Origin of the sequence: Pseudomonas sp. GOM6, assembly GCF_029537485.1 — a bacterium.
Classification (GTDB): domain Bacteria; phylum Pseudomonadota; class Gammaproteobacteria; order Pseudomonadales; family Pseudomonadaceae; genus Aquipseudomonas.
Map to the genome: position 1 here is coordinate 142,067 of NZ_JARPUS010000011.1, position 21,246 is coordinate 163,312.

The 21,246-nt window shown below is 63.1% G+C and carries 22 protein-coding genes; 5 read left to right on the plus strand and 17 right to left on the minus strand.

From position 1 onward, the window contains the following. Window positions 1-27: 27 nt before the first annotated feature. From P7A97_RS14365 to P7A97_RS14380, 4 genes are all read right to left on the minus strand, one after another. Window positions 28-957 (minus strand): NAD-dependent epimerase/dehydratase family protein, encoded by a 930-nt coding sequence (locus tag P7A97_RS14365; RefSeq protein WP_277690639.1) that lies wholly within the window; start codon window positions 955-957, stop codon window positions 28-30. Between the two features lie 7 nt (window positions 958-964). Further along, a complete protein-coding gene (locus P7A97_RS14370) occupies window positions 965-1,849 on the minus strand; it encodes a sugar nucleotide-binding protein (protein ID WP_277690640.1) in 885 nt (294 codons plus the stop codon). Between the two features lie 401 nt (window positions 1,850-2,250). Beyond that, window positions 2,251-4,308, minus strand: a complete 2,058-nt coding sequence (locus tag P7A97_RS14375; protein ID WP_277690670.1) for a TonB-dependent copper receptor — start codon at window positions 4,306-4,308, stop codon at window positions 2,251-2,253. A 78-nt stretch (window positions 4,309-4,386) separates the two neighbouring features. After that, a complete protein-coding gene (locus P7A97_RS14380) occupies window positions 4,387-4,743 on the minus strand; it encodes a hypothetical protein (protein WP_277690641.1) in 357 nt (118 codons plus the stop codon). 158 nt (window positions 4,744-4,901) lie between these two features. Here P7A97_RS14380 and P7A97_RS14385 point away from each other — a divergent pair, with 158 nt between their 5' ends. From P7A97_RS14385 to P7A97_RS14400, 4 genes are all read left to right on the plus strand, one after another. Beyond that, window positions 4,902-5,270 (plus strand): DUF3302 domain-containing protein, encoded by a 369-nt coding sequence (locus P7A97_RS14385; RefSeq protein WP_277690642.1) that lies wholly within the window; start codon window positions 4,902-4,904, stop codon window positions 5,268-5,270. A gap of 1 nt (window position 5,271) precedes the next feature. Further along, window positions 5,272-6,231: a biotin/lipoyl-binding protein gene (locus tag P7A97_RS14390; RefSeq protein WP_277690643.1), complete on the plus strand. Its 960-nt coding sequence runs from the start codon at window positions 5,272-5,274 to the stop codon at window positions 6,229-6,231. 215 nt (window positions 6,232-6,446) lie between these two features. Continuing rightward, on the plus strand, window positions 6,447-7,274 hold the full coding sequence (locus tag P7A97_RS14395) for an SDR family NAD(P)-dependent oxidoreductase (protein WP_277690644.1): 828 nt from the start codon (window positions 6,447-6,449) through the stop codon (window positions 7,272-7,274). Continuing rightward, on the plus strand, window positions 7,271-8,236 hold the full coding sequence (locus tag P7A97_RS14400; RefSeq protein ID WP_277690645.1) for an alpha/beta hydrolase: 966 nt from the start codon (window positions 7,271-7,273) through the stop codon (window positions 8,234-8,236). The genes P7A97_RS14395 and P7A97_RS14400 overlap by 4 nt, the downstream gene beginning before the upstream one ends. Window positions 8,237-8,255: 19 nt before the next feature. On the opposite strand, the gene P7A97_RS14405 is transcribed toward P7A97_RS14400, so the two are convergent. The 3 genes from P7A97_RS14405 to P7A97_RS14415 all read right to left on the minus strand — a co-directional run bounded on the left by P7A97_RS14405 (window position 8,256) and on the right by P7A97_RS14415 (window position 10,745). Next, on the minus strand, window positions 8,256-8,606 hold the full coding sequence (locus tag P7A97_RS14405) for a DUF3509 domain-containing protein (RefSeq protein WP_277690646.1): 351 nt from the start codon (window positions 8,604-8,606) through the stop codon (window positions 8,256-8,258). Window positions 8,607-8,849: 243 nt separating this feature from the next. Then, the gene (locus tag P7A97_RS14410; RefSeq protein ID WP_277690647.1) at window positions 8,850-9,341 is read right to left on the minus strand and encodes a single-stranded DNA-binding protein; all 492 of its coding nucleotides are present in this window, start codon (window positions 9,339-9,341) and stop codon (window positions 8,850-8,852) included. A gap of 9 nt (window positions 9,342-9,350) precedes the next feature. Then, on the minus strand, window positions 9,351-10,745 hold the full coding sequence (locus P7A97_RS14415; protein ID WP_277690648.1) for an MFS transporter: 1,395 nt from the start codon (window positions 10,743-10,745) through the stop codon (window positions 9,351-9,353). A 132-nt stretch (window positions 10,746-10,877) separates the two neighbouring features. On the opposite strand from P7A97_RS14415, the gene uvrA reads away from it, so the two are divergent. Further along, window positions 10,878-13,712 (plus strand): excinuclease ABC subunit UvrA, encoded by a 2,835-nt coding sequence (uvrA, locus tag P7A97_RS14420; RefSeq protein ID WP_277690649.1) that lies wholly within the window; start codon window positions 10,878-10,880, stop codon window positions 13,710-13,712. Between the two features lie 47 nt (window positions 13,713-13,759). On the opposite strand, the gene katG is transcribed toward uvrA, so the two are convergent. The 10 genes from katG to rpmD form a co-directional block, all read right to left on the minus strand. After that, on the minus strand, window positions 13,760-15,910 hold the full coding sequence (gene katG / locus P7A97_RS14425) for a catalase/peroxidase HPI (RefSeq protein WP_277690650.1): 2,151 nt from the start codon (window positions 15,908-15,910) through the stop codon (window positions 13,760-13,762). A gap of 237 nt (window positions 15,911-16,147) precedes the next feature. Beyond that, entirely contained in the window at window positions 16,148-16,537 is a 390-nt protein-coding gene (rplQ, locus tag P7A97_RS14430; protein ID WP_110683351.1) for a 50S ribosomal protein L17, read from the minus strand. A 45-nt stretch (window positions 16,538-16,582) separates the two neighbouring features. Beyond that, window positions 16,583-17,584, minus strand: coding sequence for a DNA-directed RNA polymerase subunit alpha (gene rpoA / locus P7A97_RS14435; RefSeq protein ID WP_277690651.1), 1,002 nt, complete (start codon window positions 17,582-17,584; stop codon window positions 16,583-16,585). A 22-nt stretch (window positions 17,585-17,606) separates the two neighbouring features. Then, window positions 17,607-18,227 carry a 30S ribosomal protein S4 gene (gene rpsD / locus P7A97_RS14440; RefSeq protein ID WP_277690652.1) on the minus strand — a complete coding sequence of 207 codons (621 nt, stop codon included), beginning with the start codon at window positions 18,225-18,227 and terminating at the stop codon, window positions 17,607-17,609. A gap of 16 nt (window positions 18,228-18,243) precedes the next feature. Next, on the minus strand, window positions 18,244-18,633 hold the full coding sequence (gene rpsK, locus P7A97_RS14445; protein ID WP_021702690.1) for a 30S ribosomal protein S11: 390 nt from the start codon (window positions 18,631-18,633) through the stop codon (window positions 18,244-18,246). A gap of 30 nt (window positions 18,634-18,663) precedes the next feature. After that, the gene (rpsM, locus tag P7A97_RS14450; RefSeq protein WP_277690653.1) at window positions 18,664-19,020 is read right to left on the minus strand and encodes a 30S ribosomal protein S13; all 357 of its coding nucleotides are present in this window, start codon (window positions 19,018-19,020) and stop codon (window positions 18,664-18,666) included. Window positions 19,021-19,153: 133 nt separating this feature from the next. Further along, entirely contained in the window at window positions 19,154-19,270 is a 117-nt protein-coding gene (gene rpmJ, locus P7A97_RS14455) for a 50S ribosomal protein L36 (RefSeq protein ID WP_043217073.1), read from the minus strand. A 31-nt stretch (window positions 19,271-19,301) separates the two neighbouring features. Continuing rightward, window positions 19,302-20,630 carry a preprotein translocase subunit SecY gene (secY, locus tag P7A97_RS14460; protein ID WP_277690654.1) on the minus strand — a complete coding sequence of 443 codons (1,329 nt, stop codon included), beginning with the start codon at window positions 20,628-20,630 and terminating at the stop codon, window positions 19,302-19,304. Further along, window positions 20,631-21,065, minus strand: coding sequence for a 50S ribosomal protein L15 (rplO, locus tag P7A97_RS14465; RefSeq protein WP_277690655.1), 435 nt, complete (start codon window positions 21,063-21,065; stop codon window positions 20,631-20,633). A gap of 2 nt (window positions 21,066-21,067) precedes the next feature. Then, the gene (gene rpmD, locus P7A97_RS14470) at window positions 21,068-21,244 is read right to left on the minus strand and encodes a 50S ribosomal protein L30 (protein ID WP_273814661.1); all 177 of its coding nucleotides are present in this window, start codon (window positions 21,242-21,244) and stop codon (window positions 21,068-21,070) included. Between the last annotated feature and the right edge of the window lie 2 nt (window positions 21,245-21,246).

Consider the following 21,246-nt stretch of genomic DNA (forward strand, 5'->3'; position numbering starts at 1 on the left):
CCGCGGGGCTTTTTCATCCTGTCGAGATCAGCGCCCCAGCAGACGCGCCAACCCCTCGGCCAACGGCGTAGCGGATACCAGCTGATAGCGCTGGCGGAGCAGGCTGTTATCGGCGCGGGAGTGGCGGATATCCCCCGGACGGGCTTCGCCGTAACTGACGTCAGGTAACTCGCCGAGCACCTGACGAATGGCCGCCAGCAGCTGATTGAGGCTGACCGACTGGTTGTGCCCCACATTCACCGCCTCGGGCGCCACCTCGGCAGCGGTCAGACCCTGCACCAGCAGCGGCACCAGGTCCGCCACGTAGAAGAAGTCGCGGGTCTGCTCGCCATCACCAAAGACGGTAATCGGCTGCCCGGCCAGAGCGCGCTCGGTGAAGATGCTGATCACCCCGGAATAGGGCGATGACGGGTCCTGACGCGGCCCGTAGATATTGAAGAAGCGGAAGATCGCCGGGGTGAAGCCATGCTGGCGACGATAGAAGTCCAGGTAGTGTTCGCTGGCCAGCTTATCGGACGCATAGGGCGTCAGCGGGGCCTTGGCGGTGTCCTCGGTCACCGCCACGCCTTCGCCATTGTTGCCGTAGATAGCGGCGCTGGAGGCGAACAGCACACGTTTCACACCGGCCTCGCGCATGGCCTCGCAGAGGTTGAGCGTGCCGATGAAATTGCTCTGGTGCGTGCTCACCGGGTCATCCACCGAGGCCTGTACCGAGGCCACTGCGGCCAGGTGAGCGACCGCCTGGCATCCGGCTACGGCGCGGCGCATCAGCGCCGCGTCGGCCACATCGCCCTCGATCAGTTCCAGCCGCGGATTGCTCAGCGCCAGGTTGTCGCGCCGGCCGGTAGACAGGTTGTCCAGTACCCGCACCCGGTAACCGGCCGCAAGCAGGGCATCGCACAGGTGCGAGCCGATAAAGCCGGCGCCGCCGGTGAGCAGAATTGGAGAGTCGCTCATGGGGTTCTCAGGCATGTCGGTAGTAACGGTTCAGCAACGCCGGCAGGCCGGCTCGCCAGGCGCGCGGCTTGATGCCGAAGGTGTGCATGATCTTCTTGCAGGCCAGCACCGCGTGCTGCGGCTCTTCCGCGGCATCGGCCCGCGCGGCATGGGCCTGGGCGCCGATCTCCTGCACCTTGAGCGGATGCAGGGTGCGGGCCTCACCGAGAATGGCCTGGCCCAGCGCCAACGGCGTGGTCGCCTCGTGACTGCCGTAATGGTAGATGCCCCACAGCGGGCTCTGGCAGTCCAGTTGCTTGAGCACGGCGAGGATCACGCGTGCAGCATCGTCCACCGGGGTCGGATTACCGCGACGGTCATCCGCCATCAGCAACTCCTGCTCGCGCTCGGCACGCTGCAGGAAGCGCCCCAGCAGCCCATCGGCGCTGTCATCCAGCAGCCAGCCGAAACGCAACAACACATGCCGTGGGCAGGTGGCCCGCACGCACTGCTCGATGCGCAGCAGGGCCTGGCCACGCAGACCGAGCGGCACCGGCTCGTCCTTTTCGCTATAGGCCGTGGCCCGCGAGCCATCGAATACCCGATAGCTGGAAGGCTGCAGCAGCAGAATCTCATGATGCTGGCACAGCTCGGCCAGGCGTTCGACGGCTCGCTCCTGCTGGGCAAAACGCGGCTCGTCGAAGTGCTCGGCCTGGAACCAGTCCTGATAGTAGGCAAGGTTGATCAGCGCATCGGGGCGCGTTTCGTCGAGCAACTGGGTGAGGCTTGCCGCATCCCAGCCGCCTTCCGGCGGACGCGGCGCCAGGAAGCCAATGTCCTCCTCAGCCCCCTGACGCACCAGCGCCTGCCCCAGGGAATTACCCCCGCCCAGTAACAACAACCGCATTCGCATGATTCAGCACAAGACCCGACAGACCCAAAGAAAACCCCACCTGGCGACGGAGCAAAAACGGCATTCTGCGGGTTTCGCGCAGGCACGTCACTAGCGCGGGCCGATCACCCGCCCGGCCATGGCCGATAGAGGCTCGCCTGGCCACGCAACTTAACAGCCAGTACTGCAGGTTCACGGCTGGCCGCCGCCACCAGCTCCCACCCCACCACTGCTGGCCATGTAGCCTGGTGATCAGCGCTTGACCTGGGTGCCGGCCAGCCGCTCCAGGGGTATAGACCAGCAAAGCGCCGGAGACGGCCAGCCCCAACCGTCATTCACCCACATGGGCAGCCGGTATCGACCATTAGCGAAGGGTTTCCACGGACAGCAAGAGCCCGCCAATGGGCGGGCTCCGGGATGGCTTAGAAGTCGAAATCGACCTTGGCCCACAGGGTACGCCCCGGCTCGTCGATGGCCACCGGATCGGCCGGGTAACCGAAACCGGCGTCGCCGGCGAGATTGAGATGCTCGGCGTAATCCTTGTCGAACAGGTTGTCGACACCGGCACTGAGCTTGACGTGCTCACTGACGCGATAGGCGCTGTTGAGCGAGAACACAGCGAAACCGCCGGTTTCAGCGAAGTCCTGCCCCACCACATTGCCCTTGCCCTCGGCCACGCGCGACTGCTTGTCGACCACCCGCCACAGGGCACCAGCACTCCAATCCTCACGTTCGTAGGTCAGGCCCAGACGCGCCTCCAGCGGTGGCGTCTGCGGCAGTGCCTGGTCATCCGAGCTGTTCTTGCCCCAGGCGTAGGCCAGGGTAGCGTCGGTCTTCCAGTGGTCGCGCAGGCGATAGCTGGCGCCCAGCTCACCGCCCATGATGCGCGCATCGACGTTGTCGGCGGTCGAGCGGCTCATGCCCATCATGCCGCTCTGGTAGCTGAACAGGATGTAATCGCGCACCTGGCCGACGTAGCCGGAGGCCCAGGCCTGCAGATCGCCACCGTTGTACTGCATGCCGAAGTCGAGCTGGGTGGTCTTCTCCGGCTGGATGCCCTCGAAAGCGTTGACGCTGCCATTCGGCCCGGAGTTGGGCGAGAACAGCTCCCAGTAGTCGGGGAAGCGCTGCACATGGCCGAGGCCGGCATACAGGGTGGTCGGCGCGTCAGCCAGGTCATGCTCGTAACGCACGAAGCCGCTGGGCAGGGTGTCTTCGCGGCGGTCACCCCGGCTTGGGTTGGCCACGGACATCATGCCGCTGTGCTGGGTGGCGCGGTAATCCTTGGCCGAGGCGCGATCCAGACGCGCGCCGGCGATCAGACGATTGCGCTCGGCGGCGTACCAGGTGGCCTCGCCGAACAGCCCATAGTTGTGGCTGACGGCATCCTTGCTCCAGGGGTAGGCATCGGCGTCGACGTAGCCGTTCATCATGCTGTAGGTCGAGCTGCGTTCACGGTGCTCGCTGCGCAGCGCGTCGACGCCGGCAACCAGCTCCACATCGGCCCACTTGAACGTCGCCGCGAGGCGCCCGCCAACGGTGCTCCGGTCCACCTGCGCAGCCATGGGCATGGCCATCATGCTGTTCGGGTCGGGCTGACGCAGGCTGAAGTTGTCCATGATGTGGTCGGCGTAGTTGTAGTAAACCTGTGCCTCGATCTTATCCAGCACCCCGCCCAGATTGCCCCGCTCGAAACGCAGGCCGAGGCTTTCACGCACGAACTGCGAACCGTCCATACCCCGCCCGGCGTAGCGGGCTTCACCATCACCCTTGCCGGCCGTCAGCTCCAGCAAGGTGTCGTCGTCCGGGGTCCAGCCGATGGCCACATCGCCGTTCCACTTCTTCCAGCGCGAGGGCACGGTATCGCCATCGCCATCCTGGTAGTCATCGGACTGCGCCTGGTTGCCGGTAAAACGCAGGTAGCCCTGCTCGCCACCGACGGCGCCATCCAACACCTTGTCGAAACGACCGTTGGAGCCGGCCAGCACGCTGGCATGCAGGCGCGAGCCCAGCTCGCCGAAGCGCTCGAACAGCACGGTGCCGGCCGAGGCGCCCGGCCCCCAGAGCACGGTCTGCGGGCCCTTGATCACGGTCAGCTTGTCGTAGGTTTCCGGCGAGATGTAGGCGCTCGGCGCATCCATGCGACCGGGGCAGGCCCCCAGCATCAGGCCACCGTCGGTGCGCAGGTTGATGCGCGAACCGAACAGGCCGCGCAGCACCGTGTCGCCGTTGGTGCCGCCGCTGCGGATGGCGGAGAAACCGGGAATGGTCTTCAGGTAGTCGCTGGCGTCGCTGGCCGGCACCGGCTGGCGGGCACTCTTGGGATCGGCCTCGATGGTCAGCGGCGAACTCTGCTGCACGGCGGTGATCACCGTGGGAGTCAGTTCGTTGCCGGCGATTTCTTCGGCGCATGCAGGCGCGCTGATCGCCAGGCTAAGGGCAGAGAAAATGAAGGGCAGACGGCCGGCACGCGCCGGCATGAAAACGGATGCAGTCATGGTGTTTCCTGAAATGTGAGACAGCGCAACGCCCTCGCGACGAGGGCGAGTGATGCGGATTCAGGAAAGCTGTGGCGGGGCCCTGCCGGGCGGGGCTACCAGAAACGGTGGCTGAAGGCTCAGCACCTCGGCGAAACGCGGACGCTCGACCGGCACAACCAGAGGCGGTGGTGGGCTGAAGGGGAAACTCTGCACGCTGGCCGCCTGCGCACTGCACTGGGCGCAGGGCAACTGCTGCGAGGCGACCTTGCCATCCTCGCCGAGCTGCCAGTGCAGCCCCTGCGAGCCGCACATCAGCACGAAGCCGCCCTCACTCATCTGCGGCAGTGCCCACAGCGGCATGCTCACACGCAGGAGCATGCCCACCAGGGCAAAGGCGTAGAGCCAATCGCGGAAATTGCGGCTGAGTGGGTTCAAGGGGCGTCCCTGTGAGGCTGCCGGCATTCTAGCGACAAGCCCACAGAAACCACATGGACATGGCGTCGCACCTGACGCACGTTTATTTGATCGCCAGAGCGCATTGCGCACTGATAGTCTGGGCAACAGTTTCTACCAGCAACGGACGCGGAGGTTAAATGCTCGACTACGTCGCCCTGGCCATCCTGGTCATCGTCGTACTGGTGCTGTTCTACGGCATCATCGCGATTCACGATATTCCCTACGAAATCGCCAAACACCGCAATCACCCGCAGCAGGACGCTATCCATGTGGCCGGCTGGGTCAGCCTGTTCACCCTGCATGTGCTGTGGCCCTTCCTGTGGATCTGGGCAACCCTGTATCGAGAGGATCGCGGCTGGGGCTTCTCTACCCCGCTCAAGGCTGACGAACAGCGCCTGGCAGCGCTGGAGCAACAGGTTGCTGAGCTCAAGGCCGCACTCGCCCAGGTCACGCCGGGCAAACCCGCTGAACCAGCCACCGCCAGCCAACCCGCAGAGGAGCAATAACATGGATCTATTGCTGCTGCTGACCTATGCCGCGATCTGCGTGGTGATCTTCAAGGTCTTCAAGATTCCACTGAACAAGTGGTCGGTGCCCACCGCGGCACTGGGTGGCGTGGTGATCGTCGGGGCCCTGGTGTTCGTCATGAACTACAACCACCCCTACTCGGAAGTGACCCGTAGCTACTTCATCAGCGTGCCCATCGTGCCCTCGGTCAGCGGCCAGGTGGTCGAAGTCCCCATTCGCGCCAACCAGAAGGTCAAGCAGGGGGACGTGCTGTTTCGCATCGACCCGACCCCCTTCGAGAGCAAGGTCAAATCGATCAAAGCACAACTGGTCTCGGCCAAGGCTGACCAGTACCGCGCCGCCACCCTGGCCCAGCGCAACCTGGGCAACCGCCGCGACCTGGACCAGGCCAACGCGCGGGTCGACGACCTGCAAGCGCAGCTGATCGGCGCCCAGTTCAACCTCGACAGTGCGGTGGTCAGGGCCCCGTCGGACGGCATGGTGTTGCAGGTATTCCTGCGCCCTGGCGTGCGTGCGGTGAAACTGCCTCTGCGCCCGGCCATGGTCTTCGTGCCCGACGAAAGCACCTTCATCGTGGCCTGGATGCGGCAGAACAGTCAGCTGCGCCTGCTGGTCGGCGAAGAGGCCGAAGTGGCCTTCGACAGCCTGCCCGGCCGGGTCTTCTCAGCCAAGGTACGCCAGGTACTGCCACTGATTGGCGAAGGCGAAGTGCAGGCCACGGGCAACCTCGTCTCCTTCACCGGCTCGCCACCTCCCGGCCGTGTACCGGTAGTACTGGACATCAACGACCCGGACTTCGACGCCTATCGCGAGCAGATCCCCGGCGGTGCTTACGGCCAGGCGGCGATCTACACCCAGCACATGCACCACGTCGCCGTCATGCGCAAGATCCTGCTGCGCATGGCCTCGTGGATGAACTACTTCTTCCCCTTCCACTGATGCCTCCGGCAGCGCGCGGCCTTCCGCGTGCTGCCGCCTGCCTCGCGGGTACGCGACGGCGGCAGCTCTCTCGCCACCATCAGCCAGGCTGTGCCAAATCATTCACGGCAGACCAGTCGGTCACACGCAATTGACTGCACCTCCCCCATTCGGAATATTGCCACGTACTCGAACAATGAAATCTCGCCATAACCCGTTATAGAGGTTGAGCGGACATGCACAGCAAGAACGCGGTGATCACTGGCGCCGGCAGCGGCATAGGACGAGAGCTGGCCCTGCAGCTGGCTTCACTCGGCCACGGTCTGGCCTTGGCCGACATAGACCGCCAGAGCCTCAACGAGACCCTGATCCAGGCGCGCCTGGCCGGTGCCGGCCCGTTGCAGGGCTACACCCTGGATGTCAGCGATGCGGCCCAGGTAGACGACTTTGCCGAGCAGGTTCTGGCGACCTTCACCACGGTCGATGTGCTCATCAACAACGCCGGCATCACCCGCTTCGGCGACTTCGCCTCGACCTCGCCAGAGGCCTTCCGCACGGTACTCGACGTTAACTTCTGGGGCGTGGTGCACGGCAGCCGCGCCTTCCTGCCCGCCCTGCGGGCCAGCCGTGGCAGCCTGGTCAATCTCTCCAGCCTGTTCGGCCTGATCGGCGTTGCCGGCCAGGCGCACTACTGCGCGAGCAAATTCGCCGTGCGCGGCTTCACCGAATCCCTGCGTCAGGAGCTCAAGGCCGACGGCGTGCATGTGGCCTGCGTGCACCCCGGCGGGGTACGCACACGCATTGCCCGCAGCGCCTGTTTCGATCAGGCCGTCGACGACCCACAGGCCCTGGTCGAGCGCCTGGAGAAAAACACCCTGAAACTGTCGCCCACTGAGGCCGCACGGGTCATCATCGAAGGCATTCTGCAGCGCCGTGAGCGCATCCTCGTGGGCCACGACGCCAAGTTCATCGACCTGCTGCAGCGCCTGCTCCCCAACGCGCATACCGGCCTGATCAATCGCCTCCTGGGCCGCGCAGCCGGACAGAAGAGGAGCGCCAAATGATCGACCAGCGCCTGGTCAATAAGCGCTCGATCCGTTCGCGCCTGCTCAGCACGCTGCTGCGCTGGCGTCTGAAGCCCAAGCTGACCAGCGCGGATTTCGACCCGCAACGCTTTCGGCGCTGGCTGGAGCGCAGCAGCGCCAAACGCAAGACCTGCCTCGGCGTCAGCATACGGGCCGTCGAAGAGGGCCCGGTTCGTGGCGAGTGGCACCAACCCAGCGCGGCACCGGCTGACCAGTGCCTGCTCTACCTGCACGGCGGTGGCTATGTGTTCGGTTCGCCGCGCACCTACCGCAGCTTTACCACCCACCTGGCCAAATTCAGCAACTGCGAACTGTTTTCCCTCGACTACCGCCTGGCACCCGAAGCGCCCTTCCCTGCTGCCGTGGAGGATGCCCTGGCGGCCTATGCCTGGTTGCTCCAGCGCTTCCCGGCAAGGCGCATCCTGCTGGCTGGTGATTCTGCCGGCGGCGGCCTGGCACTGGCCCTGATCCATGCGCTCAAGGCCGCCGACCAGCCCCTGCCGGGCGGCGCCATGCTGTTGTCGCCCTACACCGACCTGCTCGCCACGGGCGAGTCGCTGCACAGCAACGGCAAAAGCTGTGCGATGTTCGATGCCAACAGCATCCGCCGCGCCGCCGAGACATACCTGGCAGGCCAGGACGGCGCCTCACCGCTGGCCTCCCCTCTCTATGGCGACTTCAGCGGCTTCCCACCAGTGCTGATTCAGGTCAGCGACAACGAGGTCCTGCGCGACGACTCACTCCGCTTGGCCGAACGCATGGATCGGGCCGGCGTTGCCGTACGCCTGGATATCTGGCGGGGCCAGGCCCACGTCTGGCCGACCTTCCACCCGTTGCTGCCTGAAGCCGCGGCCAGCCTGCGTGACTTGGCCGCTTTCGCCAACACCTGCTGGCAAGGCGAGCCGCTGAAGCGCGGGGAACAGTCCTCGCCTTGCGCCTGAAGATCACTCAGCAGCGACATTACAGACACTGGACAGACTCACCGCGCATCTTGCCCCGGTACACAAGAGTGCGAACCGCCGGCACGTGCAGCGGTTCGCCGGAAAAGGTTGGCAACTCACGGGGGCACCAGCCTGCGCAGTCATCGGCCAGCAGCGCCTGGCCATTGGCGCGGCGCAGGCCCAGGGTAAGGTCGTGGATCAACTCACGCACACTTGCAGGCTCAAGCAGCCTCGCCTTGTCGATAGCCTGGCTCAGCGGCACCTGGCCGGGCTGGCGCAGGGTTAGCAGCAGCGTGCCGTCCGGTCGGGGCTTGAAGTCAATCTCGTGGGCAGGGAAGGCGTCGCAGAATTCCTTGATGGCAGCGTGCATGGCTCGGCTCTCGATAATGGCTGGAAATACCTGATCGATTGCAGCAGTCATGCCACCTGACAAGAAAATAAATATCTTTAAAAATCAAATACTTAACCAATAGAAGAAACAAGGCGACATTGCAGAGTGCACGATGGGCCTCGACAGCCGTGCAATTTGCATGGCCCGCCCGCCAGCCGAACCACAACCGGCATAAATGCAAAAGCCCGCCAATAGGCGGGCTTCTGGTCACGGCGCAAACCGTCAGAACGGAATGTCGTCGTCGAAACTGTCGTAATCCGCAGCCGGTTGCTGGGCGGCCGGTTGCGGCGCCGGACGTTGCGCAGCCTGCTGCGGCGCCGGGCGCGACTGCTGGCGCGGGGCATAGTCGCCACCGCCTTCGTTATTGCCACCGCGGCTGCCGAGCAGCTGCAGGGTACCGTTCATGTCGACCACGATCTCGGTGGTGTAGCGCTTGACGCCGTCCTTCTCCCACTCGCGGGTCTGCAGACGGCCTTCGACGTAGCACTGGCTGCCCTTGCGCAGGTATTCGCCGGCGATCTCGGCGAGCTTGCCGAAGAACACCACGCGGTGCCATTCGGTGCGATCCTGCTGCTGGCCGGTCTGCTTGTCCTTCCAGCTGTCGGTAGTGGCGAGGGTGATGTTGGTCACCGCATTGCCGTTGGGCAGGTAACGGGTTTCCGGGTCGCCGCCGACGTTGCCAATCAGAATGACTTTGTTAACCCCACGGGCCATTTCGTTCTCCTAAGCGTTCTGCGTCTCCGCGGCCTCTTCGAGCACCTGCTCGAGCAACACGCGGTCCAATTGTTGGGTATCCACTTTGATGTACAACGCGGCCTCCTCAGCCACCACGATGGCGTCGCTGACGCCGGGTATCGCGAGGAGTCGCCCCACCAGTCCGCTGTCGGCCAACGCCGTCTCGGCAAGCGGGCGGCGCAGACTGGTCACATAAGGCGGCTCGCGCATAGTAGCAGCTGCCGCCAGCCAGAGAAGCCCCAGTAGCGCACAGCCGACGAACACGTAGGCCAAGCCACCCTGCTGGTACAACCAGCCACCGAGAATGCCGCCCACGGCCGCCCCAAGGAACTGACTGGTGGAGTAAACGCCCATGGCCGTGCCCTTGCCGCCGGCCGGCGCCACCTTGCTCACCAGCGAGGGCAGCGAGGCCTCGAGCAGGTTGAAGGCCGTGAAGAACAGGATGAAGCCGATCACCAGCGCCGCCAGACTGTGGCCGAACGCCCAGAAGTACAGCTCACAGAGTACCAGTGCCAGCACCGCGCCGCTGAGCACGCGCTTCATCTGACGCTTCTTCTCGGCGTAGATGATGAACGGCACCATACCAAAGAAGCCCACCAGCAGCGCACTGAGGTAAACCCACCAGTGCTGCTCCTTGGGCAGGCCGCCCTGGTCGACCAGCGCCAGCGGCAACACCACGAAACTGGCCATGAGAATGGCATGCAGGGTGCCGATGCCCAGGTTCAGGCGCAGCAGTTCCGTGTTGCGCAGCGTAGGCAGCAGGGCCTGGCGCGCCACGCCCGACTCACGGTGCTGCAAGGTGCTGGAAGCCCGCGGCACGAACAGGGCAATGATCAGTATGCCGACCAACGCCATGCCGGCGGTGACCCAGAACAGCCCGGCCAGGCCAAAGGCGCTGGTCAGCAACGGACCGACCACCATGGCCACGGCGAACGACAGGCCGATGCTCATGCCGATCATGGCCATGGCCTTGGTGCGGTGCTGCTCGCGGGTCAGGTCCGAGAGCAACGCCATCACCGCCGCCGAGATCGCGCCGGCTCCCTGCAGCACGCGGCCGGCGATCACGCCCCAGATAGAGTCGGCATTAGCCGCCAGGGCAGCGCCGGCGGCGAAGATCAGCAAGCCACCGTAGATGACCGGCAGACGGCCGATGCGGTCGGAGAGGATACCGAAGGGAATCTGCAGCACCGCCTGGGTCAGGCCGTAGGCGCCGATGGCCAGGCCGATCAGTGCCGGCGTAGCGCCGGCCAGGTCCATGCCATAGGTGGCCAGCACCGGCAGGACCATGAACATGCCAAGCATGCGAAACGCAAAGACCATGGCCAGGCCGCCTGCCGCGCGCGTCTCACGGGCGCTCATGCGCTCGCTGTGCAAATCCTGCATCGAATAACCCTGTACAAATGAGCCGGCGATTCTAGCAGCAGCGGCCTCGCCATCACAGGCGCGGCGCTTTGCCGCGTGGCAGCCCACGGCCGTATACTTCGCCGTTTCCGCCCGCCACCTGCGAGGCCGTTCGTGGACAAGATTCTGATCCGGGGTGCGCGCACCCACAACCTCAAGAACGTCGACCTGACCCTGCCGCGCGACAAGCTGATCGTGATCACCGGCCTGTCCGGTTCCGGCAAGTCATCGCTGGCCTTCGACACCCTCTACGCCGAGGGGCAGCGCCGCTACGTCGAGTCCCTGTCGGCCTATGCGCGGCAGTTCCTGTCGATGATGGAGAAGCCCGACGTCGACACCATCGAGGGCCTCTCACCGGCCATTTCCATCGAGCAGAAGTCCACCTCGCACAACCCGCGCTCGACGGTGGGCACCATCACCGAGATCTACGACTACCTGCGCCTGCTCTACGCCCGCGTCGGCATCCCGCGCTGCCCGGACCACGACGTGCCGCTGGAAGCGCAGACCGTCAGCCAGATGGTCGACCAGGTGCTGGCCCTGCCCGAGGGCCGCAAGCTGATGCTGCTGGCCCCGGTGATCCGCGAACGCAAGGGCGAGCACCTGGCGGTGTTCGACGAGCTGCGCGCCCAGGGCTTCGTCCGCGCCCGGGTCAACGGCCGCATCTACGAGATGGACGAGCTGCCCAAGCTGGACAAGCAGAAGAAGCATTCCATCGACGTGGTGGTCGACCGCTTCAAGGTGCGCGAGGACCTGCAGCAGCGCCTGGCCGAATCCTTCGAGACCGCCATCAACCTGGCCGACGGCATTGCCCTGGTCGCGCCCATGGACGACGAGGAAGGTGAGGAAATCATCTTCTCCGCGCGCTTCGCCTGTCCGCACTGCGGCCACTCGATCAGCGAGCTGGAACCCAAGCTGTTCTCCTTCAACAACCCGGCCGGCGCCTGCCCGACCTGCGACGGCCTGGGCGTGAAGCAGTTCTTCGACGCCAAGCGCCTGGTCAACGGCGAACTGACCCTGGCCGAAGGCGCGATCCGTGGCTGGGACCGGCGCAACGTCTACTACTTCCAGATGCTCGGCTCGCTGGCCGCGCACTATGGCTTCAGCCTGGAGGAGCCGTTCGACGACCTGGCCGCCGAGCACCAGAAGGTCATCCTGTTCGGCAGCGGCACGCAGAACGTCGACTTCAAGTACCTCAACGACCGCGGCGACATCGTCAAACGCTCGCACCCGTTCGAGGGCATCATCCCCAACCTCGAGCGCCGTTACCGCGAGACCGAGTCGGCCACCGTGCGCGAAGAGCTGGCCAAGTTCCTCAGTACCCAGCCCTGCCCGGACTGCCGAGGCACCCGCCTGCGCCGCGAGGCGCGCCATGTGTGGGTCGGCGAGCGTACCCTGCCGGCCGTCACCGGCCTGCCCGTGGGCGAGGCCTGCGACTACTTCGGCGGCATGAGTCTGACGGGGCGCCGCGGCGAGATCGCCGAGAAGATCCTCAAGGAGATTCGCGAGCGTCTGCAGTTCCTGGTCAACGTCGGCCTCGACTACCTGACCCTGGACCGCAGCGCCGACACCCTGTCCGGTGGCGAGGCCCAGCGTATCCGCCTGGCCAGCCAGATCGGCGCCGGCCTGGTGGGTGTGATGTACATCCTCGACGAGCCCAGCATCGGCCTGCACCAGCGCGACAACGAGCGCCTGCTGGGCACCCTCACCCACCTGCGTAACCTGGGCAACACCGTCATCGTCGTCGAGCACGACGAGGACGCCATCCGCCTGGCCGATTACGTGGTCGACATCGGCCCCGGCGCCGGCGTGCACGGCGGTCGCGTGGTCGCCGAGGGTACCCCGGACGAGGTGATGAACCACCCCGACTCGCTGACCGGCAAGTACCTCTCCGGCCGCGAGAAGATCCGCTACCCGGCCACGCGCACCCCGCGCGACAAGAACAAGCTGCTCAAGCTCAAGGGCGCGCGCGGCAACAACCTGCGCAACGTCGACCTGGAGATTCCGGTCGGCCTGCTCACCTGCGTCACCGGCGTGTCCGGCTCGGGCAAGTCGACGCTGATCAACAACACCCTGTTCCCGCTCACCGCCACCGCGCTGAACGGTGCCACCACCCTGGAAGCCGCCCCGCACGACTCGTTCGACGGCCTGCAGCACCTGGACAAGGTGGTCGACATCGACCAGAGCCCGATCGGCCGTACACCGCGCTCGAATCCTGCAACCTACACCGGCCTGTTCACGCCGATCCGCGAGCTGTTCGCCGGTGTTCCGGAGTCGCGTTCGCGCGGCTACGGCCCGGGCCGCTTCAGCTTCAACGTCAAGGGCGGCCGCTGCGAGGCCTGCCAGGGCGACGGCGTGATCAAGGTGGAGATGCACTTCCTGCCGGACATCTACGTGCCGTGCGACGTGTGCAAGGGCAAGCGCTACAACCGCGAAACCCTGGAGGTGAAGTACAAGGGCAAAAGCATCACCGAGGTGCTCGACATGACCATCGAGGAAGCCCGCGTGTTCTTCGATGCCGTGCCGGCGCTGGCGCGCAAACTACAGACCCTGGTCGACGTGGGCCTGTCCTACATCAAGCTGGGCCAGAGCGCGACCACCCTGTCCGGCGGCGAGGCGCAGCGGGTCAAGCTGAGCCGCGAGCTGAGCAAGCGCGACACCGGCAAGACCCTGTATATCCTCGACGAGCCGACCACCGGCCTGCACTTCGCCGATATCCAGCAGCTGCTCGACGTGCTGCACCGCCTGCGCGACCACGGCAACACCGTGGTGGTGATCGAGCACAACCTGGACGTGATCAAGACCGCCGACTGGCTGGTCGACCTCGGCCCCGAGGGCGGCTCCAAGGGCGGCATGATCATCGCTACCGGTACCCCGGAAGACGTCGCCGCCAACCCGGCCTCGCACACCGGGCACTTCCTCAAACCGCTACTGGAGCGCGATCGCACCTGACAAGAAAAAGCCCCGCACTGGCGGGGCTTTTTCGTATTGCAGGCGAATCAGGCCAGATCGAAACGATCCAGGTTCATCACCTTGGTCCAGGCGGCGACGAAGTCCTTGACCAGCTTCTGCTTGCCGTCGGCGCTGGCGTAGACCTCGGCGTAGGCGCGCAGCACCGAGTTGGAGCCGAAGACCAGGTCGCTACGGGTACCGGTATATTTCACCTGCCCCGTCTTGCGGCACTTGCCCTCGAACACCTCTGCCTCGGCATCCTTCGCCTTCCACTCCACCCCCATGTCCAGCAGGTTGACGAAGAAGTCGTTGCTCAGCACGCCCACCTTGTCGGTAAACACGCCGTGGGCACCGCCATCGTAATTGGCCCCCAGCACGCGAAGTCCACCGACCAGCGCAGTGAGTTCAGGCGCAGTCAGGGTGAGCAGTTGCGCCTTGTCGACCAGCATGGCCTCGCTCGGCACACCCAGGTTGCCTTTGCTGTAGTTGCGGAAACCATCGGCCACCGGCTCAAGCACCTCGAACATCTCGATGTCGGTCTGATCCTGACGGGCATCGACACGCCCCGCGGCGAAAGGCACATCCACACTCACTCCAGCAGCCTTGGCAGCCTGCTCAACCCCGACATTACCGGCCAACACGATGACATCGGCTAGCGACGCCTTGCCGGACGCCTTCTGGATGTCGACCAGCTTGGGCAGCGCCTTGATTGCACGCTGGTTGACTGCCCAATCCTTCTGCGGCGCCAGCGCCAGGCGTGCGCCGTTAGCGCCGCCGCGTTTATCGCCACCACGGAAGGTGGAGGCAGACGCCCAGGCGACCGAGACCAGATCACCCACCGACAGACCGGACGCGGCAATCTTAGCCTTCAGGTCGGCGATGTCCTGTGCGCTGGGATTGTGCGTGGGCGCCGGCAACGGATCCTGCCAGATCAGATCCTCTTTCGGCACTTCCGGGCCCAGGTAGCGGGCCTTCGGCCCCATGTCACGGTGAGTCAGCTTGAACCAGGCGCGAGCGAAGGCTTCGGCGAAGGCTTGCGGGTCGTCGAGGAAGCGCTTGGAGATCTTGCCGAACTCCGGGTCGAAGCGCAGGGTCAGGTCGGTGGTAAGCATGGTCGGCTTGTGGAATTTACCCGGGATGTGGGCATCCGGAATGATCTCCGGGGCATCCTTGGCGACCCACTGCTTGGCGCCGGCAGGCGACTTGGTCAGCTCCCACTCGTACTTGAACAGGTTCTCGAAGAAATTGTTGCTCCACAGCGCCGGGGTCTTGGTCCAGGTCACTTCCAGGCCACTGGAAACGGTGTCCTTGCCATGTCCGCTGCCGAAGTTGCTCATCCAGCCCAGGCCCTGGGCCTCGATACCTGCGGCTTCCGGCTCCGGCCCCTTGTGCGACTCAGGCGCAGCACCGTGTGCCTTGCCGAAGGTGTGACCACCGGCGATCAGCGCAACGATCTCCTCGTCGTTCATGGCCATGCGGTAGAAGGTGGCGCGGATGTCCTTGGCAGCTTCCAGGTAGTCGCCGCTGGCATTAGGACCTTCCGGATTCACATAGATCAGGCCCATGTGAGTCGCACCAAAGGGCGCGCTCAGCTCTCGGTCGCCCTTGACCCGCTCGGGATCGACGCCCAGCCACTGCAGCTCGGCGCCCCAGTTGACGTCCATATCCGGCTCCCATACATCCTCACGGCCACCGGCGAAACCGAAGGTACGAAAGCCCATGGACTCCAGCGCCACGTTGCCGGCGAGAATCAACAGGTCAGCCCAGGAAATCTGCTGGCCATACTTCTGCTTGATTGGCCACAGCAAGCGGCGGGTCTTGTCGATGTTGACGTTGTCTGGCCAGGAATTGAGCGGAGCAAAGCGCTGCTGCCCACGACCACCGCCACCGCGGCCATCGGTAGTGCGGTAGGTACCTGCAGCGTGCCAGGCCATACGAATCATTTGCGGACCGTAATGGCCGAAATCGGCAGGCCACCAGTCCTGGGAGTCGGTCATCAACTTGACCAGATCAGCCTTGAGCGCCTTGTAGTCGAGCTTCTTGAATTCTTCGGCGTAATTGAACTTCTCGCCGAGCGGATTGGATTTTTCGGAGTGCTGGTTGAGCAGGTCTACACGCAGCTGATTAGGCCACCAGTCCCTGTTCGTGGTGCCACCGCCCGCCACATGGTTGAACGGGCATTTACCTGGGTTCGACATGGTTCTCTCCTCTTCCTCTTCGGGTCGGCTCATGTGCGTTGCTACCGACGATGAAAGAAGACTAGACCTGCTTTAAAAGAAGAACCAATTTATGAAAGATAACCACCTGATAGTTTTTATCTTTTTAAAACATGCGCCTAACCAGCCATCAATCCGACCTCAACAAAAAGCTCTGGCGTTCGCAGGACAATAAAAAACCGGGCCTAGGCCCGGTTTTTTATTGCGCAACAGAAGTGCTTATTCAGCAGCTTCTACAGCCTCACCAGCGACCTTGCGGTCAACCAGTTCAACATACGCCATAGGGGCGTTGTCGCCAGCGCGGAAGCCGCACTTGAGGATACGCAGGTAGCCGCCCTGACGGGTGGCGTAGCGCTTGCCCAGATCGTTGAACAGCTTGCCGACGATGGCTTTCGAACGGGTACGGTCGAAGGCCAGACGACGGTTAGCAACGCTGTCTACCTTGGCCAGAGTGATCAGCGGCTCGGCAACGCGGCGCAGTTCCTTGGCTTTCGGCAGGGTGGTTTTGATCAGTTCGTGTTCGAACAGCGACACCGCCATGTTCTGGAACATAGCCTTGCGGTGTGCGCTGGTGCGGCTCAGGTGACGGCCACTTTTACGATGACGCATGATTGAAATTCCTTACCAAACTTTCGGTTCGGTGATTACGGACGATCAGGCAGTAGCCTTATCGTCCTTCTTCAGACTTGCCGGCGGCCAGTTGTCGAGGCGCATGCCGAGGGACAGACCACGGGAGGCCAGAACGTCCTTGATCTCGGTCAGGGACTTCTTGCCAAGGTTCGGAGTCTTGAGCAGCTCTACTTCGGTGCGCTGAATCAGATCGCCGATGTAGTAGATGTTCTCCGCCTTCAGGCAGTTGGCCGAACGCACGGTCAGTTCAAGGTCGTCTACCGGACGCAGCAGGATCGGATCGATCTCGTCTTCCTGCTCGACCACTACCGGCTCACTGTCGCCCTTCAGATCAACGAAGGCCGCCAGTTGGTGCTGGAGGATGGTCGCGGCACGACGGATGGCCTCTTCAGGATCCAGGGTGCCGTTGGTTTCCAGATCGATAACCAGCTTGTCCAGGTTGGTACGCTGCTCAACGCGGGCGTTCTCGACCACGTAAGCCACACGGCGAACCGGGCTGAACGAGGAGTCCAGCTGCAGACGGCCGATGCTACGGCTTTCGTCTTCATCGCTCTGACGGGCATCAGCCGGTTCGTAGCCACGGCCACGACGCACGGTGAGCTTCATGTTCAGAGCGCCGTTGTCCGCCAGATTGGCGATTACGTGATCGCCGTTGACGATCTCGACATCGTGATCCAGCTGAATATCGGCAGCGGTGACCACACCCGAGCCTTTCTTGGCCAGAGTCAGGGTGACTTCGTCACGACCGTGCAGCTTGATGGCCAGGCCTTTCAGGTTCAGCAGGATCTCGATGACATCTTCCTGCACACCTTCGATGGCGGAGTACTCATGGAGCACACCGTCAATCTCGGCCTCGACTACTGCACAGCCAGGCATGGAGGACAACAGGATGCGGCGCAGCGCGTTGCCCAGGGTATGACCAAAACCACGCTCGAGGGGCTCGAGGGTGATCTTGGCGCGGGTCGGACTGACCGCCTGCACATCAATGTGACGGGGGGTCAGGAACTCATTTACCGAAATCTGCATGGATGCACCTATTTTCTAGCCCTTACTTGGAGTAGAGCTCGACAATCAGGCTTTCGTTGATGTCGGAAGACAGATCGCCACGAACCGGAACGCTTTTGAACACGCCGGACTTCTTCTCGGAATCTACTTCGACCCACTCAACGCGACCACGCTGGGCGCACAGCTCGAGAGCCTGGGCAACGCGCAGCTGGTTCTTGGCCTTTTCGCGAACAGCCACGACGTCACCAGCTTTGACCTGGTAAGACGGGACGTTCACGGTCGAACCGTTCACGGTGATGGCTTTGTGCGATACCAGCTGACGAGATTCAGCGCGGGTAGCACCGAAGCCCATGCGGTAAACCACGTTGTCCAGACGGCACTCCAGCAGCTGCAGCAGGTTCTCACCGGTAGCACCCTTACGGCGGGCAGCTTCCTTGTAGTAACCGCTGAACTGACGCTCCAGCACGCCGTAGATACGACGGACTTTCTGCTTCTCACGCAGCTGGGTACCGTAGTCGGACTGACGACCACGGCGAGCGCCGTGCTGGCCAGGAGCCGATTCGATGTTGCACTTGGATTCGAGCGCGCGCGCACCACTCTTCAGGAAGAGATCGGTGCCTTCACGGCGAGACAGTTTGCACTTGGGACCAATGTAACGAGCCATTCTTCACTGTCTCCTATTACACGCGACGCTTCTTCGGCGGACGGCACCCGTTGTGCGGGATCGGCGTCACGTCGGTGATGCTGGCGATTTTGTAGCCGCAGGCGTTCAGAGCACGCACAGCGGATTCGCGACCTGGACCTGGACCCTTGACGTTTACGTCGAGGTTCTTCAGACCGTATTCCAGAGCAGCCTGACCGGCACGCTCAGCAGCTACCTGGGCAGCAAACGGAGTGCTCTTACGGGAGCCGCGGAAACCGGAACCACCGGAAGTCGCCCAGGACAAAGCATTGCCCTGACGATCAGTGATGGTCACGATGGTATTGTTGAAAGAAGCGTGGATATGGGCGATCCCATCCACCACTGTCTTTTTGACTTTCTTACGAGTACGAGCAGCAGGCTTAGCCATGACTTAATTCCTGTCGATTCGCGGGCGCAATTACTTGCGGATCGGCTTACGCGGGCCCTTACGGGTGCGCGCGTTGGTCTTGGTGCGCTGACCGCGGACCGGCAGGCCACGGCGGTGACGCAGACCGCGGTAGCAGCCCAGGTCCATCAGACGCTTGATTTTCATGTTGATTTCGCGGCGCAGGTCACCTTCAGTGGTGAACTTGGCGACTTCGCCACGCAGCTGCTCGATCTGCTCGTCAGAGAGATCCTTGATCTTTACCGCCGGATTGACGCCGGTGGCTGCACAGATTTTCTGCGCAGTGGTGCGACCAACACCGTAGATGTAGGTCAGCGAGATAACAGTGTGCTTGTTATCCGGAATGTTGACGCCTGCAATACGGGCCATTCAGTGGAACTCCAATTGACAGCTACCCACGCCCTGGAAGCCAAGAAATAGGGCGCGCGATATTAGCGCTGTAATAACAAAGAATCAACCCGACAGCGCACTAGCTGCCGGGCTCATTACGCGTGAATCACACTCAGCCTTGGCGCTGTTTGTGACGCGGCTCCGCGCTGCAGATCACGCGCACGACGCCGTCGCGACGAATGACTTTGCAGTTGCGGCACAGCTTCTTGACCGATGCACGAACTTTCATCAGTAACTCCTAGAACCTTACGGATTCCATGTCAGCGGAGCATGCCGCTGCCATAGCCCTTCAGGTTGGCTTTCTTCATCAGGGATTCGTACTGGTGCGAAACGAGGTGCGATTGTACTTGCGACATAAAGTCCATCACAACCACGACCACGATCAGCAACGAGGTCCCGCCAAGGTAGAACGGAACGTTGGCTGCTACCTGCAGGAACTGCGGGAGCAGGCACACGGCCGTCATGTACAGAGCACCGAACATGGTCAAGCGAGTCAGCACGCCATCGATATAGCGCGCGGATTGCTCACCCGGACGGATGCCCGGAATAAAGGCACCAGACTTCTTCAGGTTTTCCGCTACGTCCTTCGGATTGAACATCAGAGCCGTGTAGAAGAAGCAGAAGAAGATGATCCCTGCACTAAACAGCAGAATGTTCAACGGCTGGCCGGGAGCGATGGCCTGCGAGATGTCCTGCAGCCAGCCAAGCCCTTCGGACTGACCAAACCAGGTCCCCAGCGAGGCCGGGAACAGCAGGAGACTGCTGGCAAAAATGGCCGGGATCACGCCCGCCATGTTCACTTTCAACGGCAAGTGACTGGTCTGCGCAGCAAAGACCTTACGACCCTGCTGACGCTTGGCGTAGTGCACCGCAATGCGACGCTGACCACGCTCAATGAACACCACGAAACCGATGATCGCAATCGCCAGAAGTGCGATAGCAATCAGGGCGAAGATATTGATATCGCCCTGACGCGCCGACTCGAAGGACTGACCAATGGCGCTCGGCAGACCGGCAACGATACCCGCGAAAATCAGCATCGAAATACCGTTACCCACGCCGCGCTCAGTGATCTGCTCGCCCAGCCACATCATGAACATGGCGCCCGCCACGAAAGTCGTCACCGCCACGAAGTGGAAGCCGAAGTCAGTCGTGAACGAAACGCCCTGCCCCGCCAGACCAACGGACATGCCGACAGCCTGAACAATGGCAAGCACCAGCGTGCCGTAGCGGGTGTACTGGCTAATCTTGCGACGGCCAGCTTCCCCTTCCTTCTTCAACTGCTCCAGCTGCGGGCTGACAGCGGTCATGAGCTGCATGATGATCGATGCCGAGATGTACGGCATGATCCCCAGTGCAAAGATGCTCATGCGCTCCAGCGCGCCGCCGGAAAACATGTTGAACAGGCTAAGAATGGTCCCCTCGTTCTGTCGAAACAGATCCGCCAGACGGTCAGGGTTAATCCCGGGCACCGGAATGTGCGCACCTATCCGATAGACGATGATCGCCAGGAACAGGAAACGCAGTCGAGCCCAGAGCTCGGACAACCCGCCATTGCTGAGCGCAGAGAGAGCACCTTGCTTAGCCATTTAGTCCTCGAACTTACCGCCAGCTGCTTCGATAGCCGCACGCGCACCCTTGGTGGCGGCGATACCTTTCAGGGTGACCGCACGACCAACCGCGCCGGACAGCATGACTTTCACACGCTGTACGCTCTGGTTGATGATGTTGGCATCCTTCAGCGACTGCAGAGAAACGACATCGCCGTCCACTTTGGCCAGTTCGGAAGTGCGCACTTCAGCGCGATCCATGGCCTTCAGGGAAACGAAGCCGAACTTCGGCAGACGACGGTGCAGCGGCTGCTGACCACCCTCGAAACCGGGAGCAATCTTGCCGCCGGTACGAGAGGTCTGGCCTTTGTGACCACGGCCAGCAGTCTTACCCAGACCGCTACCGATACCACGGCCTACGCGAAGCTTCTCGCGACGGGCACCCGGCGCGGAACGCAGATCGTTCAGTTGCATGATTAACCCTCCACCTTCAGCAGGTAGTAAGCCTTGTTGATCATGCCGCGATTTTCAGGAGTGTCCTGAACTTCGACGGAGTGACCGATGCGGCGCAGGCCCAGGCCCTTAACGCAGGCTTTATGGTTGGCCAGACGGCCGTTGGTGCTTTTCACCAGAGTGACTTTTACGGTAGCCATGA

Excerpts from the sequence above, each read along its gene's own strand:
- katG (WP_277690650.1), bottom strand. The coding sequence starts at position 15,910 with ATGTCGAACCCAGGTAAATGCCCGTTCAACCATGTGGCGGGCGGTGGC.
- P7A97_RS14385 (WP_277690642.1), top strand. The coding sequence starts at position 4,902 with ATGCTCGACTACGTCGCCCTGGCCATCCTGGTCATCGTCGTACTGGTG.
- rpsM (WP_277690653.1), bottom strand. The coding sequence starts at position 19,020 with ATGGCCCGTATTGCAGGCGTCAACATTCCGGATAACAAGCACACTGTT.
- P7A97_RS14395 (WP_277690644.1), top strand. The coding sequence starts at position 6,447 with ATGCACAGCAAGAACGCGGTGATCACTGGCGCCGGCAGCGGCATAGGA.
- P7A97_RS14390 (WP_277690643.1), top strand. The coding sequence starts at position 5,272 with ATGGATCTATTGCTGCTGCTGACCTATGCCGCGATCTGCGTGGTGATC.
- secY (WP_277690654.1), bottom strand. The coding sequence starts at position 20,630 with ATGGCTAAGCAAGGTGCTCTCTCTGCGCTCAGCAATGGCGGGTTGTCC.
- rpmD (WP_273814661.1), bottom strand. The coding sequence starts at position 21,244 with ATGGCTACCGTAAAAGTCACTCTGGTGAAAAGCACCAACGGCCGTCTG.
- rpmJ (WP_043217073.1), bottom strand. The coding sequence starts at position 19,270 with ATGAAAGTTCGTGCATCGGTCAAGAAGCTGTGCCGCAACTGCAAAGTC.
- P7A97_RS14410 (WP_277690647.1), bottom strand. The coding sequence starts at position 9,341 with ATGGCCCGTGGGGTTAACAAAGTCATTCTGATTGGCAACGTCGGCGGC.
- rpoA (WP_277690651.1), bottom strand. The coding sequence starts at position 17,584 with ATGCAGATTTCGGTAAATGAGTTCCTGACCCCCCGTCACATTGATGTG.
- rplQ (WP_110683351.1), bottom strand. The coding sequence starts at position 16,537 with ATGCGTCATCGTAAAAGTGGCCGTCACCTGAGCCGCACCAGCGCACAC.
- rplO (WP_277690655.1), bottom strand. The coding sequence starts at position 21,065 with ATGCAACTGAACGATCTGCGTTCCGCGCCGGGTGCCCGTCGCGAGAAG.
- rpsD (WP_277690652.1), bottom strand. The coding sequence starts at position 18,227 with ATGGCTCGTTACATTGGTCCCAAGTGCAAACTGTCTCGCCGTGAAGGC.
- P7A97_RS14375 (WP_277690670.1), bottom strand. The coding sequence starts at position 4,308 with ATGCCGGCGCGTGCCGGCCGTCTGCCCTTCATTTTCTCTGCCCTTAGC.
- P7A97_RS14415 (WP_277690648.1), bottom strand. The coding sequence starts at position 10,745 with ATGCAGGATTTGCACAGCGAGCGCATGAGCGCCCGTGAGACGCGCGCG.
- P7A97_RS14405 (WP_277690646.1), bottom strand. The coding sequence starts at position 8,606 with ATGCACGCTGCCATCAAGGAATTCTGCGACGCCTTCCCTGCCCACGAG.
- rpsK (WP_021702690.1), bottom strand. The coding sequence starts at position 18,633 with ATGGCTAAGCCTGCTGCTCGTACTCGTAAGAAAGTCAAAAAGACAGTG.
- P7A97_RS14365 (WP_277690639.1), bottom strand. The coding sequence starts at position 957 with ATGAGCGACTCTCCAATTCTGCTCACCGGCGGCGCCGGCTTTATCGGC.
- P7A97_RS14400 (WP_277690645.1), top strand. The coding sequence starts at position 7,271 with ATGATCGACCAGCGCCTGGTCAATAAGCGCTCGATCCGTTCGCGCCTG.
- P7A97_RS14370 (WP_277690640.1), bottom strand. The coding sequence starts at position 1,849 with ATGCGAATGCGGTTGTTGTTACTGGGCGGGGGTAATTCCCTGGGGCAG.